Origin of the sequence: Halomonas sp. KG2 (assembly GCA_030440445.1) — a bacterium.
GTDB lineage: Bacteria > Pseudomonadota > Gammaproteobacteria > Pseudomonadales > Halomonadaceae > Vreelandella.
In genome coordinates this window covers 416,295-436,181 of sequence record CP098528.1, presented here as the reverse complement: position 1 = coordinate 436,181, position 19,887 = coordinate 416,295, and the positions used below count along the sequence as shown (strand labels likewise).

The following is a 19,887-nucleotide window of genomic DNA, read 5'->3' as shown; positions in this document are numbered from 1 at the left end:
CGCTCAGGTCAAAAGTCCTTGCAGATTCGCAGGGCGTCGTAGATGGCCGCATGGGTATTACGCGGTGCAGTGCAGTCGCCCAGGCGGAAGAGTAAAAAGCCGTCACCCTCTTCGCTCAGGCTGGGCTGAGGCTGGATGGCATAGAGCGCCTCCAGATCCACCTGCCCTTTGTTGCGGGACTGCTCTTTGAGGGCGTAATAAAGCGCCTCGTCAGGACGCACGCCGTTTTCGACGACCACCTGATCAACCACGCGCTCTTCCAAGGCACCGGTGTACTCATTTTCGAGCACAGCCACTAGGCCGTCGCCCTCGCGGTAGACCTTATGCAGCATCAAGTCAGAGGACATGATCACTTCTTTCTCGTACAGGCTGCGGTAATAAGTGGGGAAGGTGGTTCCCCCCACCGCCGCGCCGGGCTTGATATCGTCGGTGACGATCTCGACCTTGGCGCCCTTATCAGCCAGATAGTCGGCCGCCGAGACGCCAGAGAATTCGCAGATAGCGTCATAAATCAGCACGTTTTTACCGGGTGCCACCTTGCCTGAGAGAATATCCCAAGTGCTGACCACCAGACTCTCCTCGGCATTCTCCGAATAGCCCCACTCCGGGTGCTGGCTAAGGAAGGGTTGGCCACCGGTGGCGAGCACCACGATATCGGGACGTAGATCAAGCAAGGTCGCCTCATCGGCACGAGCCCCTAGTCGCAGATCGACTTTTAGGCGTGCCAGCTCCAACTGATACCAGCGAGTGATACCGGCGATTTGGTCGCGCTGCGGAGCCTGAGCGGCGATAGTGATCTGCCCACCCAGGGCATCAGCCGCCTCAAACAGAGTGACATCATGACCGCGCTCAGCAGCAACACGAGCCGCCTCCATGCCGCCGGGGCCACCGCCTACCACCACGACTTTGCGCTTAGCGCCCTCGGTCTTTTCGATGATATGCGGCAGGCCCATGTATTCCCGCGAGGTGGCAGCGTTTTGAATACACAGTACATCCAGGCCCTGGTATTGGCGGTCGATGCAGTAGTTAGCCCCCACGCACTGTTTAATCTGATCTATCTGCCCCATCTTGATCTTGGCAATCAGGTGAGGATCAGCAATATGCGCTCGGGTCATGCCTACCAGATCCACGTAGCCCCCGTCAAGAATACGCTGGGCCTGATTGGGATCTTTAATATTCTGGGCGTGGATCACCGGCACATTCACCACTTCCTTGATCCCCGCCGCCAGATGTAGAAAAGGCTCCGGTGGATAAGACATATTGGGGATAACGTTGGCGAGCGTGTTGTGCGTGTCGCAGCCAGAGCCAATGACGCCGAAAAAGTCGACCATTTTAGTGGCATCGTAATAAGCCGCGATCTGCTTCATGTCTTCATGCGAGAGACCATCCGGGTGGAACTCATCACCACAAATGCGCATACCCACCACGAAGTCATCGCCCACTTCGGCACGTACCGCTTTGAGTACTTCCATGCCGAAGCGCATGCGATTTTCGAAACTACCGCCCCATTCGTCCTCGCGTTTGTTGACCCGTGGGCTCCAGAACTGATCGATCAGATGCTGGTGAACGGCGGACAGCTCGACGCCGTCGAGGCCACCTTCCTTGGCCCGGCGCGCGGCCTGGGCGAAGTCGCCGATAATCCGCCAAATCTCTTCCACCTCGATCGTCTTGCAGGTGGAGCGGTGTACCGGTTCACGGATACCAGAGGGGGATACCAGGGTCGACCAATCGAAGCCGTCCCAGCGTGAGCGGCGCCCCATATGGGTAATCTGGATCATGATCTTGCCACCATGCTTGTGCACGGCGTCCGCCAGATTCTGAAAGTGTGGAATGATGCGGTCGGTGGAAAGGTTCACCGAACTCCACCACCCCTGCGGGCTATCAATGGACACCACTGATGAGCCACCGCAGATACACAGGCCACAGCCACCCTTGGATTTTTCTTCGTAATACCTGACGTAGCGCTCAGTCGTCATACCACCGTCAGTGGCATGCACCTCGGCATGGGCGGTACTGACCACACGGTTGCGGATGGTCAGCTTGCCGATCTCGATTGGCTCAAAGATTGCGTCAAATGCCATGGTTATCTCTCCTCGTACCCAGGGTTAGTGGGCAGCATCGGGCAGCGGTTTGACAGCGAAGACGCCGACATCACAGCCGGGTTCGGCAGCGCTCTGCGTCTGCTCAGCAACGGTGCGCAGCGAACTACCCCGTGCAGCGAGAATTTGATTCATGGCCCCAGCAAACCAGCCAGTGAACATGTACTCGACCTTGCGCCCAACCTTACCCAGTTGGTAAACGAAGGCGCTATGTTCTAGCCGCACCTGAGCCGTGCCAGCGTCAAGATCAATTTGTTCGGTGATAAAGTGGCCCCAGCCACGCTGAGAGAGACGCAGCATGTAGTGCTCAAAAACGGCCTCACCTTCGAGGCCATGGCACTCGGCTTCTTTCTCACACCAGTGCCAGGCGCTCTTATAGCCAGCGTGGTAGAGGATTTCAGCGTACTTTTCAGCACCTAACGCCTCTTCAACGGCCACATGGTTGTTGATAAAAAAGTGCCGTGGTACATAGAGCATCGGCAGCGCATCAGTCGTCCAGACGCCGGTTTCACTATCGACTTCGATAGGCAGTGCGGGGGCCAGTTTGGTCACGGGTATCATCCTCTACATCATTATTCTTGGCTAAGGAGCAGGCTTATCCCATCGCTCCTATCAATCTTATGGAGCAAGCGTTTAGGCGCCCCAGACATCCTTAAGGACGCGCACCCAGTTCTCACCCATGACCTTCCTGACCTGAGTTTCACTAAAGCCGCGCTTAAGGAGCGCCTCGGTGAGATTGGGGAACTCTCCGATGGTGCGAATGCCTTTGGGATTAATGATCTTGCCAAAGTCTGTCAAACGACGGGCGTAGCCCTTGTCGTGAGTCAGCCACTCGAAGAACTCTTGACCGTGCCCTTGGGTGAAATCAGTGCCAATGCCGATAGCATCTTCACCAACGATATTCATGACGTACTCGATCGCTTCACAGTAGTCTTCGATGGTGGAGTCGATGCCCTTTTTGAGAAAAGGCGCGAACATGGTGACACCGACGAAACCGCCGTGATCAGCAATGAACTTGAGCTCTTGATCGGATTTGTTGCGCGGGTGCTCTTTGAGGCCGGAGGGCAGGCAGTGGGAGTAGCAAACCGGCTTTTTGGATTCGAGAATCACCTCCTCAGAGGTTTTCGCACCAACATGAGAGAGGTCACACATAATGCCAACACGGTTCATTTCGGCGACGATCTCACGGCCAAAGCCAGACAGGCCTCCGTCACGCTCGTAACAGCCGGTTCCCACTAGATTCTGGGTGTTGTAGCACATCTGCACGATGCCTACGCCCAACTGCTTGAAGATCTCTACGTAGCCGATTTGATCCTCAAACGCATGCGCATTCTGGAAACCAAAGATGATCCCAGTCTTGCCCTCTTCTTTCGCACGCGTGATATCAGCGGTGGTGCGTACCGGGCGTACCAGGTCGCTACACTCGGCCATCAGTTGGTTCGACTTGACGATATTATCGACCGTGGCCTGAAACCCTTCCCACACCGAAACAGTGCAGTTAGCCGCCGTCAAACCACCGCAACGCATGTCCTCAAGCAGCTCACGATTCCATTTGGCGATAATCAAGCCATCGATGACGATAGCGTCATCGTGCAGTTCTGAGGGTGTCATAGCTAAGCTCCAACATTGATTTATGTAGCGAGCATAGCGCTGACGTTGGGTTGGGCTGCTCTTGGAAACGACGACGGAAATTCCAAAAACGTCATTGTGTCGTGAACACGACAGCTACTTGGGATCTTTTGATATTTGCAGCAGCGTGGCATCGATATAAAAAAACGTGCTACCCGACGCTGGGTAGCACGTTCTCATCATTGGCTGCGTAGGAGATATCAGTCCAACAGCGTCACGCTGGCAAAGGTAGGCTCTCCCTGAGCACACGCAAGTGCCTGCTGAGCGCTTGAGAAAGGCTCATTGGTATTGGGTTCGCATCCCCACCGTTTGATCAGCGGTGGCGACTTGGCGTGATTATTGCCCTGCCGATCGTGCACTCCGAGGCGCTCATTTCTTGGCGGTACGCCAAAGTATTCACGGTAACACTTAGAAAAATGGGGCGTAGAAACGAAGCCACAAACGGAAGCAATCTCAATGATCGATAAAGGCGTTTGCTTGAGCAGCTGTCTAGCGCGCACTAAGCGCAGCTTGAGATAATAACGCGATGGCGAGCAGAGCAGATAGCGTTGGAATAGACGCTCCAATTGGCGACGCGAAACATTAACATAACGAGCGAGCTCATCGAGTTCGATCGGCTCCTCAAGGTTGGATTCCATCAAGGCGACGATTTCCAACAGCTTAGGCTGGGTAGTACCCAACACATGTTTAAGAGGAACGCGCTGCTGATCCTGCTCGTTACGCACACGCTCATAGATAAACATCTCGGAGATACCTGCCGACAGCTCGCGTCCATGATCATGAGCAATCAGGTTCAGCATCATATCGAGCGGTGCTGTGCCGCCAGACGCCGTGAATCGATCCCGGTCAATCGAAAACAGAAAGGTCGTCAGAATGACATTCGGGAAAGCTTCCTGCATGGAAGCCAGGCACTCCCAATGGATGCTGGTCTCATAGTGATCAAGCAGCCCTGCCTGACCCAGCGCCCAACTCCCCGTACATACCGAGCCTAAACGTCTTAGTTGACGCGACTGCGACTGAAGCCAACGCACATGCTCACGAGTAACACTATGCTGAGGCCCCACTCCTCCGCACACAACGACCCACTCTAGCGACAAGGGGGTGTGCATAGAAGCATCAGGCGTCACCTGCAACCCATCACTGGCACGTACCGGCAGGCCGTCTTGGGTCAGGGTATACCAGCGGTATAGTTCACGGCCGGCCAATTGATTGGCCATCCGCAAAGGATCAATGGCTGAAGCCAGGGAAATTAGCGTGAAATTATCTAACAGGAGAAAACCAAGGGTTTGCGGCTCGCCCGCACGATGGAAATTTGCTGTCAGGTCTTTTGCTTTGTCTGATGTCATCGATTTACCCTCCGTCACCTTTAGATCATCAGTTTTTCTTTTTATTAGTATAGGTGGCGCTGGCGCTTCTTAGTTTCCCATTACTGCAGTGAACACTCACTCGTGCCGGGGTGGCATTACTCTTAAGTCGCATTTTGGCACGAATACGCCGAATAGCGACAAAACCATCTTGCAAACTAAGCGACACGTCGCAAACGCAACAGTCGAGGTCGTTATCGACACGCCTGACAAGTGACCCAGATTTCGATTCATGAGGAGCACTTTTTGTGATGGGTACTTTATTTACCACTGTTTCCTTGAATCCTTACCCGGTTGCCTGCATATCATGACGTAATCCATTTCAAGCGATGCAGAGCTTAGCCATGTCCATTATTGACCCCCGTACAGGCAATCCGTTGACCACGGAACCCGCTAGTATCGACAACGAAGAAGCGAGCACAGTTCGCCCTTCCGTAACAGCTGAAGAAGTTATTATTGAGCTTAATGCTGGCAATATTCAGCAAGTGCTCGAGGCATCGATGCAGGTGCCAGTGCTACTGGGCTGCTACTCACCTTCAAACGCCAGTGGCAATGCTCTGCTATCGGTGTTGGAAAAGTTAGTTGTCGAATACGCGGGTGCTTTCCTGCTTGGCAAGCTGGATATTGAAGCCAATCCGGAAATTGCTAGCCAGTTAGGCGTGCGCTCAGCCCCCGATGTTAAGCTCGTTAGCCAAGGCGGCTTGGTCGATAGCTTCCAAGGCGTATTACCTGAAAAGGAAGTGCGCGAGTGGCTAAACCGCTACTTCCCAGCCCCAGGTGATGCACCACCCAGTCCAGAAGATCAAGCCGAGGAGGCATTAGCAGCGGGCGATGCAGCAGGCGCGCGCGAAATCTATCAAACCTTGATTAGCCAGTATCCAGAGCATTACGCCTACCAGATCGGCCTTGCAAGAGCACTCGTGGCTGAAAAGCGCGGAGATGATGCCCGCAGCGTGCTCGACAACTTGCCCCCCGAAGAGCGTGATGCGGCACCTGCCCGCGGTGTGCGAGCCAGTATCGAATTTAGCGAGCAGGCCCTTTCTGTAGAAGAAGTCGCCGCGCTGGGTGATCGCAACGACAGTGAAGCGCGGTACCAGCGTGCACTGCGCCATGTTGCCGATGGCCAATACGAAACAGGCCTTGAGGGGTTGCTTGGTTTGATGAAGGATGACCGCGCCTATAACGACGACGCGGCCCGTAAAACCTTATTGCAAGTATTCGACGCTCTGGGTGCCGACCATCCGCTAACCGTTACCTATCGGCGCAAGCTATTTGCCCTGCTGTATTAATTAGTTACAGGCCAGTGCTGATCAGGCTTTCAGCAGCATATCCATTCTTGCTAATGCCGCTTCCAGTTGCGAAGCGGTAGTACCAAAATTAAGCCGCACGAACCCAGGGCAGCCAAACGCAGCCCCATCAGAAAGTGCCACGCCCGCCCGTTCCAGTAATGCTTTGGCGGGCGAATCGCCTAGTCCCGCCTCGCGCATATCCAGCCACGCAAGGTAAGTAGATTCCGGCTCGCTCATGGTCACTCCCGGCCATAACGCTACCCGTGCCTGCAGCGTAGCGCGGTGATCACGCAGTACCGCTAACAGCGCTTGGCGCCAGGGCTCACCTTCGCGATAAGCCGCTTCAGCAGCAACGAGCCCCAGTACATTGCCATCCGGCAAAAAGCCTTTTGTGGCCTCAGCAAAGCGCTTACGCAGCGCAGCATCAGGAATAACGGCACAGGCACTGGTCAGCCCCGCAAGGTTGAACGTTTTTGACGGCGCCCACAGCGTGATCGTTCGTTTAGCCAGTTCCGGGAACATGGCAGCCAGGGGGCGATGTTGGGCTCCCTCGTTTAGCAGCAGATCGCAGTGCAACTCATCAGAGACCACCCATAAATCATGCCGCTCAACGACCGCGGACAACTTGGTAAGCTCTTGGTCACTCCATACACGCCCTGTTGGATTATGCGGGTGGCACCACAGCAGTAGACGGGTTTGCGGCGTTATCGCGGCTTCTAACGCGTCAATATCCAACTGCCAAGGCTCGCCAGGGGACGTCGGCTCAGCTAACATCGCTTGCTGGGCCAGCCGTCCTGTGCGCTCTGCAACGGCCAGAAAAGGTGGATAAATCGGGGCAATCGTCAGAACCCCTTCACCTGGCTTGGTGAGCGCCATCGCCGCAAAGTGCAACGCGGGCACAACCCCAGGCAACCACTGTTGCCAATCGGGCTGAATAGGCCAATCGTAATGGTGGGCGCTCCACTGGCAGAGGGTTTCGGTTAACGTATCGGGCACTTCACCATAGCCATAGACACCGTGCGCCACCCGAGCGCGTAGCGCCTCAATCACGGCGGGCGGTGAGCAAAAATCCATATCTGCCACCCACAACGGCAGTACGTTTGCAGCATAGCGATGCCATTTTTGCGAGGCATAATCCCCTTTTGGAGAGCGTCGCTCGACGGGCGTGGCAAAATCAAACGCCATAATTAATCTCACTTATGTTCTTGGGAGTAACTATTGAGCATGCCGCAAGATGACTTTTATACCAAGATGCGCGCGGGACTATCGGCGTTGTTGCGGCAATGGCGTTCACTTGGCCAAGCCGATACTGACCAACTGGCACTCATTTTGGCTGAAACGGCACGGGTCGCCAAACTAGGCACCCCCGATGAGACACCAAGTGGTGCCACACTTGAACAGTGGAGCCGCGAAGAGCATGGCGAGATACCGCTCTGGGCACCTCGCACCGCAGTATTTTTGCTCAACCAAATGCCTGCCCGCCCCACCCCACAAAGTGATGCGGAGGCCTGCGCCTGGGCTTACTGCTGGCTGCGCAACCGATCATTTGATTCGCTGCACGCCGCCCATGATGCATTGCCGTCCCACTTAAAAGTGCCGCTCGAAAATGCCTTAGAGGCTGCTTGGCGCGACCAACAAGGCCTACGTCTGGTGTAGCTAGCGAAAATTTCCACTAACGATGTGTGTCACTAACGGCGCTTGCGCACCCGCGACTTTGTGATTCGATAACAGCAAGGAAAACACCGCATGATAGAGGTTCCTCTCACTTGGCAACTGGCAAAACTAGGCCTCTCGATTAGCATGGTGCTCGGGCTTGGTGCCATCGCGGTGCGTGCCAGTCCTCGTATAGCAGGGCTACTGGCGGGTTACCCATTAGGAACCGCGTTAGCGCTGTTTTTTATTGGTTTAGAAATTTCCCCGCTGTTTGCAACTCAAAGCGCGGTACATACACTGGCAGGCTTCACTGCGACAATGGCGTTAGTCGCAGGCTATTTAGTGGCAGGTCGCCAACCAGGATTCAAAGGCATTGCTGGCGGCTTAGCAGGCGGTTTTATTGCGTGGCTCGCGGTTAGCACCGTGCTTGCCCAGTTCAATTTTACGCGGCTTAGCGGCACGCTACTAACACTCTGTGCTATCGCTGTGTTTAGCCTGTTATTCCGCAGTATTCCTGATGTAAAAAGTCCCGCCAGTCGCGCCTTTTCGCTTCCCGCACTTGCCGCGCGAGCATGCTTGGCCACCGCCATCGTTTTTGTGATTACCTGGCTCGCGCATTGGCTGCCACCCGCTTGGGCGGGCACACTAGCGGCGTTTCCAGTCACCATGCTGCCTTTTCTGCTCATTCTGCATCTAAACTATGGGTTCGCGCCAGCGGCAACCGTGATCAAACACTACCCTATGGGGCTTGGCTCGTTGCTGAGTTATACGCTATGCGTTTCTTTGACTTACAGCACGTTAGGTCTTTTCTGGGGAACATTAGCGGGGTTCGCAACTGCCACACTGTGGCTACTTGGCTGGATGCAGTTCTCTGCCTGGTATCAACGTCGCGCCACTTGACCAAGCGCTCGCTAGGGGTAATTCTGGTTAACCTGAATTGCTAATAACCAATAAGGATGACCTGATGTTCACCCGTATGATTGAGCCAGCTTTTTACGACACCGATGCGCTAGGCCATATTAACAATACCCGTCTGCCAGCTTGGTTTGAGTTGGCACGTAACGACTTATTCAAACTATTTACGCCAGACCTCAACCCTAAACAGTGGCGTTTGATTATGGCGCGGATGGAAGTCGATTACCGTGCTGAACTGTTCTACGGCCACGACATCGAATTACGTACCTATTTGACACGTTTAGGTACCAGCTCGTTTACAGTGACTCAGGAGGCGCGCCAACATGGCACGCTGACTAATGTGGGGCATACCATACTGGTGCAATACGACCATCAAGAAAAGCGTGCGGTACCTATTGAAGGTGATTTGCGTGATGCGCTATCCGCACACTTACACAGCGCGCCAACGCCGGCTTAATTCACTCCCCTCCGTTCGGTGGGGCGCTGGGAGATCCCCATGGCAATCCGTTATAATCTTTGGATCGATCCGGATAATACGGCGCAGCACCGCGCCGTTGAAGCCGACCTTGAGCGCTATTTTATGGAGCGCTTTGCAGACTACCCGCATATCCGCTTGTTCGGCGCAGATCCTTACGATTATGATGCCCCGTTCAATCGGCTTTACGATGTGTTAATGGCGCGGGCCGCAGAGTACTGCGAGCGGACATGGTGCTATGTGGCGTCTCCCGAACAGCTGAACCGCTGCTTCTTCCGTGCTGTTGGCCGCTCAAATAAGTTTATTCAAGATGACCGACAGTGAGATACCCACGTAATGGTAATTCGTACCGACCAAGCGCCCGATGAGCGCCAGCTAGCTATTATCACTCAACAGCTCGGGCGCGCTCCCCGCGGTATTGAAGCCGTTGCGGCTACCGATGCCCACGGCACTCCGCTGGTGCTGCGTATGGCGCCGATTGTCGATGGCAAACCGTTTCCCACCCTTTACTGGCTATGCTCCGATCTGCTCAAAATTGAGATCTCACGGATTGAAGCCGTGGGTGTTATTAAGTCGCTGGAACAACGCCTTCAGGAAGAACCTGAATTTCTAGATGCTTACCAACAAAGCCATCACGATTACGTTAAAGCACGCTGGGCGTATATGAGTGATGCCCAACGCGATGAAGTCGCTAAGCTTGGCTATAGCGATGTTCTCACCGAACGTGGCGTGGGCGGCATTAGCAACTGGCAACAGGTACGCTGCCTGCACACTCAGTATGCCCACCATTTATGTAGTAATAACGTGATCGGGCAATGGATGGATGAACACTATAACGTTCAGCGCTGCCTAAGCTAACGGCACATTCATGGCTTGATAACTCACCGCTCATTTATAAGCAGCTGATCTGTCATAAGGACGCTTACCATGGCACGAATTTGTGTATATCTCGGCTCGCGTGAAGGGAACACACCCGCTTTTCGCCAAGCCGCCAACACGCTTGGCACCGCCATTGCCGACCGCGGGCACACGCTTGTTTATGGCGGTGCACGTATTGGTTTAATGGGGGCACTCGCCAATGCGACGCTGGATGCAGGCGGCAAAGTGATTGGCGTGATGCCAGATCACCTTGTTGAGCGCGAGCAGGCACACTTTGGCTTGACTGAGCTTATACGCGTGCCAAATATGCACGAACGCAAAGCGACTATGGCCGCCAATGCTGACGCTTTTATTGCCCTGCCTGGCGGCATAGGCACCTTTGAAGAGCTGTTTGAAATCTGGACCTGGGGCTATTTAGGGCTTCACGAAAAACCCATGGGTCTACTCGACACCGATGGCTTTTATGCTCCACTGCTTACCTTTTTGGATAGCACCGTCAGCCACGGCTTTTTGGCCCAAACAACACGCGATATGTTGATGGATGCGCCCACGCCCAACCAACTACTGGCTGCATTAGAAACACAGCTTGGCTCAGCGTAAGCCGGTAGTGTTAAAGAGAGATAATGGAAAGGGCAGCGTTTAAAACCAGTACTTAAGAACCGTCTAAGAACGCTCCCAGCATCAGCGCTTAGTGCCTTCAGTTAGCATAAAGGTACGCTGATAAGTGAGCTGTAACAGACGAGCATCTTCGCCCGCGCGATGACGGTGTATACCACGTTCAGCGATGACAGCTTCCTTTGTGTTACTCCACAATGCTTGCTGCTCTTCGCTGAGCAAAATCCGTAATGCTTCTAAACGAAAGCGCGGCAGCATTCCCGCATGGTGAAACAGCAGCGATAGCCAGGTGTTATCGTACCCCCAACTATCACTATAGGCTTTGCCTATCTCACGCAGTTCGTCGTTTAACCACTGTGCCACTTGGCGCACAGGGTGGCCTTCTCGCTGCAAGCGAGCTCGGGAAATTCCGTGTAAAAGTTCAGCTTTGGAGTCCCAATGCGTCCACTCCTCCAACGGCTGAATGAGAAACGCACAGCAGCTACCGTCGGCACGAGCAATGCCAACTTCAATAGGATAGCTGCCGCGCCCAAATCCGGACGCTTCAATATCTAGCACTGTCGGTAGCGTCTCGGACACTGATTTCCTCATTCACTGATCTCAGCGGCCAAACCACTGACTTATCTTCTAGGCTGCCGCCATTTCCGTCGTTGACTGACGATCAGCCAAGCGTTGCCAATAGGCTGCTTGCTCGCCGTCTACTGCCAAGCCTAGCTCACCTAACCGATAGGCGCGCGCTAGTCGCTCTGCGGCCAAATAATGGCCTGACTGGGCAGCTCGGGCATACCACGTCACCGCGTAATCCTCGCGCCGCGGATACTGAACACAGCCATGCTCATGAATTTGCGCTGCTTGATACTGTGATCTTATATCACCAGCCTGAGCCGCTTCTAACACATAACGCGCGCCACGCGCCTTATCCTGCGGTGACAGGCTGCGATGAAACAGCATGTGACCGTAGATCGACTGTGCGTCCGGATGCCCCGCTTCTGCACAGCGTTTAAACAAGCGCATCGTCAAACGTTGGGTGCGCGGCGAACGCGGCAATAACCAGCGAGTATGAAACAGCTGTTCGGCTAGGCGAAACTCTAACCGGGTAAACAAAGTTGATGCCTGCGGCATGGCAAACCACCCTGCCTATCTGTTGAGATCTTCGGCTAGCCATCGTTCCTGCGATTTGACCGCTAACCATACGATTAACCAGCGCTAGGCTGGTCGATGGGCTGGCAAGCATACGCCTGCCTTTGCGCTTACTCAACCCTATTGATTTGCTGCTTTTGTAGCGCCTCGCTAACATGCCTGTCACGCGCCGTTATTAGCGGCGTTTATCACCGAATATCCTGAGGCAATTTCGCTTCATTGAGGAGACGATAATGCAAACGCGCCCACTGGGTAGAACCGGGATGGAGGTCAGCCGACTTTGTTTAGGCACCATGACCTTCGGCGAACAAAATAGTGAAGCAGAAGCCCACGAGCAGCTTGATCGCGCAGTCGCTTTTGGCATCAACTTTATTGACACCGCTGAAATGTATCCGGTTCCACCAAAGGCTGAAACGCAAGGGCTTACAGAGTCTTATATTGGCAGTTGGCTGAAAGCCCGTAGTGCCAGAGACGATGTCATTATTGCCACCAAAGCCGCAGGCCCTGGCTTAGACCATATTCGTGGTGGTCCAAGAATGACTCGCGACCATCTACATCAGGCTGTTGAAACCAGCCTTGCACGGCTCAACACTGACTATATCGATCTCTATCAATTGCACTGGCCAGACCGCAAAACCAACTTTTTTGGCCAACTGGGTTATGCCCATGAAGAGCAAGAAGACGCAACGCCGCTAGAAGAAACACTGTCAGCACTAAAAGAACTTGTTGATGCCGGAAAAGTACGCGCCATAGGCCTTTCTAATGAAACGCCGTGGGGAGTTATGCGCATGCTGCAGTTATCTGAGCAGTTGGGGCTGCCACGGGTAGCGTCTATTCAAAATCCCTATAACTTGCTTAACCGTTCGTTTGAAGTCGGTCTCGCTGAGATAGCTCACCGTGAAGACGTGGGCTTACTCGCTTACTCGCCGCTGGGCTTTGGTGTGCTGTCGGGTAAGTACCTTGATGGTGCACAGCCGCCGAAAGGGCGCTTGACGCTCTATGAGCGGTTTAAACGCTATACCTCGCCAGAAGCAGAAGCGGCAACGCAGGCGTACGTTCAACTGGCCAGGGAGCATGACTTGGATCCTGCCCAAATGGCGCTGGCATTTGTGAACTCTCGCCGTTTCCTGACCAGCAATATTATTGGCGCCACCACGATGGATCAGCTTGAAAGCAACCTCGACAGCGAGAGCCTTAAGCTGGATGAAGAAGTGCTCACCGCGATCGACGACATCCATCGTCGGATGCCTAACCCCTGCCCCTAATCACGTTTTCACTATCAAACCGATAGCCTCGGCCATTGCCGAGGCTTGGTATAATCGCATCAGTTACTTCTTCCTCTTTTCTGTCACGGCATAAGGAGCACGCCATGCTGAGCGTTATTTCCCCCGCCAAAACGCTAGACTTTGAAACACCCTCAACAACCGATAAAGTCACTCAGCCCAACTTTCTCGACCATAGCAAACCATTAATTGAGATTCTGCGCGATTATTCACCACAACAACTCAGCGATCTAATGGGCATCAGCGATAAATTGGCGGGCCTTAACGCTGCCCGCTTCGCTGACTGGCAACCACCGTTCACCTTGGATAATGCCAAGCCAGCGGTTCAGGCTTTCCAAGGAGATGTCTACACAGGGTTGGAAGCCAACACCTTTAGCGATGACGACAATCTTTTTGCCCAGCAACATCTACGTATTCTATCGGGGCTATACGGCTTGCTACGTCCGCTGGATCTGATCCAGGCCTACCGGCTGGAGATGGGCACCAAACTGCCCAATGACGCTGGCAAGGACCTTTACGCCTATTGGAAACCAACGTTAACGCAAGCACTTAATAGCGCCATTGAAGAAAGTGGCTCAAACGTGCTGGTCAACCTTGCATCTAACGAATACTTCAAGGCGATCGATACGAAGAAGCTAGCCGCTCGGGTCATCATCCCCGTTTTCAAAGACGAGAAAAACGGCTCTTTCAAAATCATTAGTTTTTATGCAAAAAAAGCCCGCGGCTTGATGAGCGCATGGATTATCCAACAACAAATCAACGATCCCGAGCAACTCACTGCTTTTGACGTGGCTGGGTATCGGTTTGATCCTGCGGCCTCTCAAGGAGACACGTTAGTGTTCACCCGTAACGAAAATGCTCGTCCATGAACGCGCTCATTAGAAAAAAGTCACAGCGCGCGGCGAGCGCGGCTTTAGAAAGCGTTGGTGGACATCTTTGAACAGTGGCGTATCACAGCGATATAGCCATTCATAGGCAACCATGTCTGCTGTCACCGCCACTGCTCCGTTAGCACAAGCGCGCTCCCTAGCAAGGCGGGCCTCATCACTGCGACGGCTCGCCGTCGCTTCGCTCAGCCAAAACACTTGATACCCCGCCTCTAACAAGCCAAGCGCACTTTGCAAAACGCAGATATGAGCTTCTGTGCCGCAAATGATCACTTGTTTACGCCCCTGTTCTGCAAGCGCTTCAGCAAACGCTGTCTCTTCCATTGCGCTGAAATGATGCTTTTGCCAAATGCGATGATCGCCTAGTGCATTTAATAACGCAGGGGCAGTACCACCGAGCCTCTCTGGATACTGTTCCGTTAGCCAAACAGGTACTTTTACTGCATTAGCAACACCAGCCAACCAGGTAGCTTCTTCAATCGCTGATTGGCCTCCATCAATCACGGGCAAAAGTCCCGCTTGAAAGTCGACAATTAGTAACAAACTTTGAGCTTGATGTAAGCGCACGTTTTCACCCTCTTTTTGTCGTTATACACAACAACACCTTAACCCGTTTCCCCACTTACACGGTAAACTTGTCACTGCTTATTTCCTACACGCCTCTCCCGAGGTGGATAACCTTAATTACTGCATCTCTCATGGAGAATCAGAATGTTACGACAGTTTTTTGCCATGTTCCTGGTCAGCGTTATAGGCATAAGTGCCGCCGTTGATTATGCCGAAGCACGACGCTTAGGCGGTGGTAGCAGTATGGGTAGTGTTTCTCGCTCGGCGGATAAGCCCGCCAGCACTCCGGCACAACAACAAGCTCAGAGCACTCAGCAACAAGGCCAAGCTACTGCCACTCGTCGTGGTGGTATGGGCGGCATGGTGGGAGGCCTGCTGGCGGGAGGCTTACTAGCAGCGCTTTTCTTCGGCGGCGCCTTTGATGAGCTACGCCTTATGGACATATTGCTAATGGCTGGAATTGTTGCCTTAGCAATCTTCGCTTTCCGTGCCTTTATGCGACAGCGACGCCCAGCATCAGCCACGGTGGCAGGCTATCAGCGTGAACACCAGGAGACTCAGCACACACCGAGCAGCTTCACCGCAGCACCTGGCAGTTTGGCGAGCAGCTTACAGAGCACGCCTGCTTGGTTCGATAAAGAGCGCTTTTTGGGCGGTGCCAAAGAGCACTTTATGACGCTGCAACGTGCCTGGGACAATAATGATCTGCCCCAGATTCAAGAGTATGTAACGCCAGAATTTTACAACTTGCTACGTAAAGAGCGTGCCGAGCAGCCTGCCAATAATCGTACCGAGGTGGTACGTCTGTTTGCTGAACTAGGCGATATCAATGAGTACGATGGCTATGCCGAAGCCAGCGTTATTTTCCACGGCATTTTGGAAGAGAACGGCGAGCAAACCGAGTTCAACGAAACATGGCACCTGACTCGCAGTCTGCGCGATCAAGCGCCCTGGTACCTACAGGGTATTGAGCAAAATCCGGGTTCATAGCCCCTGATCAGTTAGCATGACTGCCTTAGAACGCAAAACAGCCGCTTCTTAGCGGCTGTTTTTGTATCGATACGTATCAATACACGGTGAAGAGGCGCTCGCTTACTCCTTAGCAGACTCTTCGATATTCTCGCCCATCTCTTCTAGGCTTTCGCCCGCATCTTCCATGCTCTCATCAATATTTTCACCTGCTTCTTCAGCAGGGCCCTGATTATCACAGGCAGCTAGGCCGCCCATCATCATGGCCATCAGTAGTGCAACCGCAAGCTTCTTCATCAACGGGGTACTCATATCGCTTCTCCTCCTGAGATGCTGCTTGAATGATAGGTACCCGCTCATACTAGTTGCTAGGCAGTACTTCCGCCACCACGGACCAGTAACTCCCTGTTATTTAATTTATTAAAACGGTTGCTTTAAGGAAGTTCTATGCACTTCTCCGCGCCGCCCTCGCCATTCCCGCAGGCCCTTAGCGGGAATCCATGTTGAACTGAGGCTTCGGGCTGCTGCAGACCAAGGTCAAGGTGGATTCCCGATAACCCCACTCGGGAATGACGGTGCAATGGCTCAGGAATGACGTGTGGCGACTTGAGCATGACGTGCGGTGCACGCTTCGGGTGGTGGCCAGCCATCCTCGTCATTCCCGCAGGCCCTTAGCGGGAATCCATGTTGAATTGGGGTTTCGGACTGCTGCAGGCCAAGGTCAAGATAGATTCCCGATAACCCCACTCGGGAATGACGGCGTAGTGGCTCGGGAATGACGGTGCGGTGATTCGAGTGTGACGTGCGGTGCATGCTTCGGGAGGTAGCCGCTTTGTGATAGGGGCTAGGAAGTGTTTTTTTCTTTCGCGCAAAACAAAAAACCCAGCCGGTTGGCTGGGTTCTTTGTTAAATAAGTGCCTGACGATGACCTACTCTCGCATGGGGAGACCCCACACTACCATCGGCGCTAAGCGGTTTCACTTCTGAGTTCGGCATGGGATCAGGTGGTTCACGCGTGCTATGGTCGTCAGGCGTAACTGGTCATGTATATCATGCTGAACATGTAACTGATGTTTTGTGGCGTCTCTTGTTTCCTGTCACTGACAGGAAGCGCGTATCCGGTTTTCATTATCACTGCGACCAGACCCCTTGGGTGTTATAGGGTCAAGCCTCACGGGCCATTAGTACACGTTAGCTCAACACCTTGCAGCGCTTCCACACCGTGCCTATCAACCAGCTGGTCTCGCTGGGCCCTTCAGGAGGCTCTAGGCCTCAGGGATGTCTCATCTTGAAGGGGGCTTCCCGCTTAGATGCTTTCAGCGGTTATCCCGTCCGCACATAGCTACCCGGCAATGCCACTGGCGTGACAACCGGAACACCAGAGGTGCGTCCACTCCGGTCCTCTCGTACTAGGAGCAGCCCTTCTCAAACATCCAACGCCCACGGCAGATAGGGACCGAACTGTCTCACGACGTTCTAAACCCAGCTCGCGTACCACTTTAAATGGCGAACAGCCATACCCTTGGGACCGACTTCAGCCCCAGGATGTGATGAGCCGACATCGAGGTGCCAAACACCGCCGTCGATGTGAACTCTTGGGCGGTATCAGCCTGTTATCCCCGGAGTACCTTTTATCCGTTGAGCGATGGCCCTTCCATACAGAACCACCGGATCACTAGAACCTGCTTTCGCACCTGCTCGACGTGTCTGTCTCGCAGTCAAGCACCCTTATGCTCTTGCACTCACTGCACGATGTCCGACCGTGCTGAGGGTACCTTCGTGCTCCTCCGTTACTCTTTGGGAGGAGACCGCCCCAGTCAAACTACCCACCACACACTGTCCTCGATCCGGATAACGGACCTGAGTGAGAACGCCAATGATGCCAGGCTGGTATTTCAAGGTTGGCTCCCCTCGAACTGGCGTCCGAGATTCAAAGCCTCCCAGCTATCCTACACAGGCAACATCAGCGTCCAGTGTGAAGCTATAGTAAAGGTTCACGGGGTCTTTCCGTCTAGCCGCGGGTACACCGCATCTTCACGGCGATTTCAATTTCACTGAGTCTCGGGTGGAGACAGCGTGGCCATCATTACGCCATTCGTGCAGGTCGGAACTTACCCGACAAGGAATTTCGCTACCTTAGGACCGTTATAGTTACGGCCGCCGTTTACCGGGGCTTCAATCAAGAGCTTCGGACGAATCCTAACACCATCATTTAACCTTCCGGCACCGGGCAGGCGTCACACCCTATACGTCCGCTTGCGCGTTAGCAGAGTGCTGTGTTTTTACTAAACAGTTGCAGCCACCTGGTATCTTCGACCGGTTCGGGCTTAGAGAGCAAGTCTCGTCACCCTACGCCGGCGTGCCTTCTCCCGAAGTTACGGCACCATTTTGCCTAGTTCCTTCACCCGAGTTCTCTCAAGCGCCTTGGGATTCTCACCCTGACCACCTGTGTCGGTTTGGGGTACGGTCGCACATGATCTGAAGCTTAGAGGCTTTTCCTGGAAGCGTGGCATCAATGACTTCCTGACCGTAGTCAGTTCGTTTCGTGTCTCGGCCTTAAAGGGTCCCGGATTTACCTAAGACCCAAGCCTACTCACTTTCACCAGGACAACCAACGCCTGGCTCACCTAGCCTTCTCCGTCCCCCCATCGCAATCATGTCCGGTACAGGAATATTGACCTGTTTCCCATCGACTACGCCTTTCGGCCTCGCCTTAGGGGCCGACTCACTCTGCTCCGATTAGCGTCGAACAGAAACCCTTGGTCTTCCGGCGAGGGAGTTTTTCACTCCCTTTATCGTTACTCATGTCAGCATTCGCACTCGTGATACCTCCAGCAGACTTCTCAATCCACCTTCATTGGCTTACACGACGCTCCTCTACCGCTCACACATAGTGTGAACCCGTAGCTTCGGTACCTGGTTTAGCCCCGTTACATCTTCCGCGCAGGCCGACTCGACTAGTGAGCTATTACGCTTTCTTTAAAGGATGGCTGCTTCTAAGCCAACCTCCTAGCTGTCTGAGCCTTCCCACATCGTTTCCCACTTAACCAGGATTTCGGGACCTTAGCTGACGGTCTGGGTTGTTTCCCTTTTCACGACGGACGTTAGCACCCGCCGTGTGTCTCCCACGCTTGCACTCACCGGTATTCGGAGTTTGCCTCGGGTTGGTAAGTCGGGATGACCCCCTAGCCGAAACAGTGCTCTACCCCCGGCGGTGATACGTGAGGCGCTACCTAAATAGCTTTCGAGGAGAACCAGCTATCTCCGAGCTTGATTAGCCTTTCACTCCGATCCACAAGTCATCCAAATCTTTTTCAACAGATCCTGGTTCGGTCCTCCAATTGATGTTACTCAATCTTCAACCTGCTCATGGATAGATCGCTCGGTTTCGGGTCTATATCCAGCGACTGTGTCGCCCAGTTAAGACTCGGTTTCCCTACGGCTCCCCTAAACGGTTAACCTCGCCACTGAATATAAGTCGCTGACCCATTATACAAAAGGTACGCAGTCACAGAACAAGTCTGCTCCTACTGCTTGTACGCACACGGTTTCAGGATCTATTTCACTCCCCTCTCCGGGGTTCTTTTCGCCTTTCCCTCACGGTACTGGTTCACTATCGGTCAGCCAGGAGTATTTAGCCTTGGAGGATGGTCCCCCCGTCTTCAGTCAAGGTTTCTCGTGCCCCGACCTACTCGATTTCACATGATCAGATTTTCGACTACGGGGCTATCACCCACTATGGCCGCGCTTCCCAGCGCATTCGCCTAATCAGTCACATGCTTAAGGGCTGGTCCCCGTTCGCTCGCCGCTACTAGGGGAATCTCGGTTGATTTCTTTTCCTCAGGGTACTTAGATGTTTCAGTTCCCCTGGTTCGCCTCTTACGCCTATATATTCAGCGCAAGATACTCATCTTATGATGAGTGGGTTTCCCCATTCAGAAATGCCCGGGTCACAGGTTGTTTGCCACCTCGCCGAGCCTTATCGCAGGCTTCCACGTCTTTCATCGCCTCTGGCTGCCTAGGCATCCACCGTGTGCGCTTCATTGCTTGACCCTATAACCCGAAGGAGTCTGGTGTCTCGCAATGATAACGATTGCCGGATACGCTTGAGACGTATCACAAA

At 53.8% G+C, this 19,887-nt stretch carries 19 protein-coding genes and 2 rRNA genes; 10 read left to right on the top strand and 11 right to left on the bottom strand.

Annotated features, from left to right (window positions below; translation table 11 throughout):
• Positions 1–8 precede the first annotated feature (8 nt).
• The 4 genes from dgcA to NDQ72_02185 all read right to left on the bottom strand — a co-directional run bounded on the left by dgcA (position 9) and on the right by NDQ72_02185 (position 5,074).
• Positions 9–2,081, bottom strand: coding sequence for a dimethylglycine demethylation protein DgcA (dgcA, locus tag NDQ72_02200; GenBank protein WKD28776.1), 2,073 nt, complete (start codon positions 2,079–2,081; stop codon positions 9–11).
• A gap of 24 nt (positions 2,082–2,105) precedes the next feature.
• Positions 2,106–2,651, bottom strand: a complete 546-nt coding sequence (locus NDQ72_02195) for a 4-vinyl reductase (GenBank protein WKD28775.1) — start codon at positions 2,649–2,651, stop codon at positions 2,106–2,108.
• 81 nt (positions 2,652–2,732) lie between these two features.
• Complete coding sequence (locus NDQ72_02190) at positions 2,733–3,710, bottom strand: dipeptidase (GenBank protein ID WKD28774.1); 978 nt, start codon at positions 3,708–3,710, stop codon at positions 2,733–2,735.
• 218 nt (positions 3,711–3,928) lie between these two features.
• Complete coding sequence (locus NDQ72_02185) at positions 3,929–5,074, bottom strand: GlxA family transcriptional regulator (protein ID WKD28773.1); 1,146 nt, start codon at positions 5,072–5,074, stop codon at positions 3,929–3,931.
• A 362-nt stretch (positions 5,075–5,436) separates the two neighbouring features.
• Here NDQ72_02185 and NDQ72_02180 point away from each other — a divergent pair, with 362 nt between their 5' ends.
• Positions 5,437–6,381, top strand: coding sequence for a tetratricopeptide repeat protein (locus NDQ72_02180; protein WKD28772.1), 945 nt, complete (start codon positions 5,437–5,439; stop codon positions 6,379–6,381).
• A gap of 21 nt (positions 6,382–6,402) precedes the next feature.
• Here NDQ72_02180 and NDQ72_02175 read toward each other — a convergent pair whose 3' ends face one another.
• Positions 6,403–7,566, bottom strand: coding sequence for a PatB family C-S lyase (locus tag NDQ72_02175; protein ID WKD28771.1), 1,164 nt, complete (start codon positions 7,564–7,566; stop codon positions 6,403–6,405).
• A 39-nt stretch (positions 7,567–7,605) separates the two neighbouring features.
• Here NDQ72_02175 and NDQ72_02170 point away from each other — a divergent pair, with 39 nt between their 5' ends.
• The 6 genes from NDQ72_02170 to NDQ72_02145 all read left to right on the top strand — a co-directional run bounded on the left by NDQ72_02170 (position 7,606) and on the right by NDQ72_02145 (position 10,903).
• The gene (locus NDQ72_02170; GenBank protein WKD30330.1) at positions 7,606–8,037 is read left to right on the top strand and encodes a hypothetical protein; all 432 of its coding nucleotides are present in this window, start codon (positions 7,606–7,608) and stop codon (positions 8,035–8,037) included.
• A gap of 90 nt (positions 8,038–8,127) precedes the next feature.
• A complete protein-coding gene (locus NDQ72_02165) occupies positions 8,128–8,934 on the top strand; it encodes a hypothetical protein (protein ID WKD28770.1) in 807 nt (268 codons plus the stop codon).
• Positions 8,935–8,998: 64 nt separating this feature from the next.
• Complete coding sequence (locus NDQ72_02160; GenBank protein ID WKD28769.1) at positions 8,999–9,406, top strand: acyl-CoA thioesterase; 408 nt, start codon at positions 8,999–9,001, stop codon at positions 9,404–9,406.
• 39 nt (positions 9,407–9,445) lie between these two features.
• Positions 9,446–9,748 carry a hypothetical protein gene (locus NDQ72_02155; protein WKD28768.1) on the top strand — a complete coding sequence of 101 codons (303 nt, stop codon included), beginning with the start codon at positions 9,446–9,448 and terminating at the stop codon, positions 9,746–9,748.
• A 12-nt stretch (positions 9,749–9,760) separates the two neighbouring features.
• Entirely contained in the window at positions 9,761–10,282 is a 522-nt protein-coding gene (locus NDQ72_02150) for a DUF501 domain-containing protein (GenBank protein WKD28767.1), read from the top strand.
• Positions 10,283–10,351: 69 nt separating this feature from the next.
• On the top strand, positions 10,352–10,903 hold the full coding sequence (locus tag NDQ72_02145; GenBank protein WKD28766.1) for a TIGR00730 family Rossman fold protein: 552 nt from the start codon (positions 10,352–10,354) through the stop codon (positions 10,901–10,903).
• An 81-nt stretch (positions 10,904–10,984) separates the two neighbouring features.
• Here the strand turns inward: NDQ72_02145 and NDQ72_02140 are convergent, their stop codons facing one another.
• Positions 10,985–11,497 (bottom strand): hypothetical protein, encoded by a 513-nt coding sequence (locus NDQ72_02140; protein WKD28765.1) that lies wholly within the window; start codon positions 11,495–11,497, stop codon positions 10,985–10,987.
• Positions 11,498–11,545: 48 nt separating this feature from the next.
• Positions 11,546–12,040: a sel1 repeat family protein gene (locus NDQ72_02135; protein ID WKD28764.1), complete on the bottom strand. Its 495-nt coding sequence runs from the start codon at positions 12,038–12,040 to the stop codon at positions 11,546–11,548.
• A gap of 251 nt (positions 12,041–12,291) precedes the next feature.
• On the opposite strand from NDQ72_02135, the gene NDQ72_02130 reads away from it, so the two are divergent.
• A complete protein-coding gene (locus tag NDQ72_02130; GenBank protein ID WKD28763.1) occupies positions 12,292–13,323 on the top strand; it encodes an NADP(H)-dependent aldo-keto reductase in 1,032 nt (343 codons plus the stop codon).
• Between the two features lie 104 nt (positions 13,324–13,427).
• Positions 13,428–14,210: a peroxide stress protein YaaA gene (yaaA, locus tag NDQ72_02125; GenBank protein ID WKD28762.1), complete on the top strand. Its 783-nt coding sequence runs from the start codon at positions 13,428–13,430 to the stop codon at positions 14,208–14,210.
• A gap of 9 nt (positions 14,211–14,219) precedes the next feature.
• Here yaaA and NDQ72_02120 read toward each other — a convergent pair whose 3' ends face one another.
• Positions 14,220–14,795, bottom strand: a complete 576-nt coding sequence (locus NDQ72_02120) for an isochorismatase family protein (GenBank protein ID WKD28761.1) — start codon at positions 14,793–14,795, stop codon at positions 14,220–14,222.
• A gap of 144 nt (positions 14,796–14,939) precedes the next feature.
• Here NDQ72_02120 and NDQ72_02115 point away from each other — a divergent pair, with 144 nt between their 5' ends.
• On the top strand, positions 14,940–15,785 hold the full coding sequence (locus NDQ72_02115; protein WKD28760.1) for a Tim44-like domain-containing protein: 846 nt from the start codon (positions 14,940–14,942) through the stop codon (positions 15,783–15,785).
• Positions 15,786–15,887: 102 nt separating this feature from the next.
• Here the strand turns inward: NDQ72_02115 and NDQ72_02110 are convergent, their stop codons facing one another.
• From NDQ72_02110 to NDQ72_02100, 3 genes are all read right to left on the bottom strand, one after another.
• On the bottom strand, positions 15,888–16,076 hold the full coding sequence (locus tag NDQ72_02110; GenBank protein ID WKD28759.1) for a hypothetical protein: 189 nt from the start codon (positions 16,074–16,076) through the stop codon (positions 15,888–15,890).
• Between the two features lie 604 nt (positions 16,077–16,680).
• Positions 16,681–16,796 (bottom strand): 5S ribosomal RNA (rrf, locus tag NDQ72_02105).
• Positions 16,797–16,924: 128 nt separating this feature from the next.
• Positions 16,925–19,817 (bottom strand): 23S ribosomal RNA (locus NDQ72_02100).
• Positions 19,818–19,887: the final 70 nt, after the last annotated feature.

What these genes read in the sequence shown, in the direction of transcription:
- dgcA (WKD28776.1), bottom strand. Translation starts at nt 2,081, where the DNA reads ATGGCATTTGACGCAATCTTTGAGCCAATCGAGATCGGCAAGCTGACC.
- NDQ72_02190 (WKD28774.1), bottom strand. Translation starts at nt 3,710, where the DNA reads ATGACACCCTCAGAACTGCACGATGACGCTATCGTCATCGATGGCTTG.
- NDQ72_02185 (WKD28773.1), bottom strand. Translation starts at nt 5,074, where the DNA reads ATGACATCAGACAAAGCAAAAGACCTGACAGCAAATTTCCATCGTGCG.
- NDQ72_02180 (WKD28772.1), top strand. Translation starts at nt 5,437, where the DNA reads ATGTCCATTATTGACCCCCGTACAGGCAATCCGTTGACCACGGAACCC.
- NDQ72_02175 (WKD28771.1), bottom strand. Translation starts at nt 7,566, where the DNA reads ATGGCGTTTGATTTTGCCACGCCCGTCGAGCGACGCTCTCCAAAAGGG.
- NDQ72_02170 (WKD30330.1), top strand. Translation starts at nt 7,606, where the DNA reads ATGCCGCAAGATGACTTTTATACCAAGATGCGCGCGGGACTATCGGCG.
- NDQ72_02165 (WKD28770.1), top strand. Translation starts at nt 8,128, where the DNA reads ATGATAGAGGTTCCTCTCACTTGGCAACTGGCAAAACTAGGCCTCTCG.
- NDQ72_02160 (WKD28769.1), top strand. Translation starts at nt 8,999, where the DNA reads ATGTTCACCCGTATGATTGAGCCAGCTTTTTACGACACCGATGCGCTA.
- NDQ72_02155 (WKD28768.1), top strand. Translation starts at nt 9,446, where the DNA reads ATGGCAATCCGTTATAATCTTTGGATCGATCCGGATAATACGGCGCAG.
- NDQ72_02150 (WKD28767.1), top strand. Translation starts at nt 9,761, where the DNA reads ATGGTAATTCGTACCGACCAAGCGCCCGATGAGCGCCAGCTAGCTATT.
- NDQ72_02145 (WKD28766.1), top strand. Translation starts at nt 10,352, where the DNA reads ATGGCACGAATTTGTGTATATCTCGGCTCGCGTGAAGGGAACACACCC.
- NDQ72_02135 (WKD28764.1), bottom strand. Translation starts at nt 12,040, where the DNA reads ATGCCGCAGGCATCAACTTTGTTTACCCGGTTAGAGTTTCGCCTAGCC.
- NDQ72_02130 (WKD28763.1), top strand. Translation starts at nt 12,292, where the DNA reads ATGCAAACGCGCCCACTGGGTAGAACCGGGATGGAGGTCAGCCGACTT.
- yaaA (WKD28762.1), top strand. Translation starts at nt 13,428, where the DNA reads ATGCTGAGCGTTATTTCCCCCGCCAAAACGCTAGACTTTGAAACACCC.
- NDQ72_02115 (WKD28760.1), top strand. Translation starts at nt 14,940, where the DNA reads ATGTTACGACAGTTTTTTGCCATGTTCCTGGTCAGCGTTATAGGCATA.
- NDQ72_02110 (WKD28759.1), bottom strand. Translation starts at nt 16,076, where the DNA reads ATGAGTACCCCGTTGATGAAGAAGCTTGCGGTTGCACTACTGATGGCC.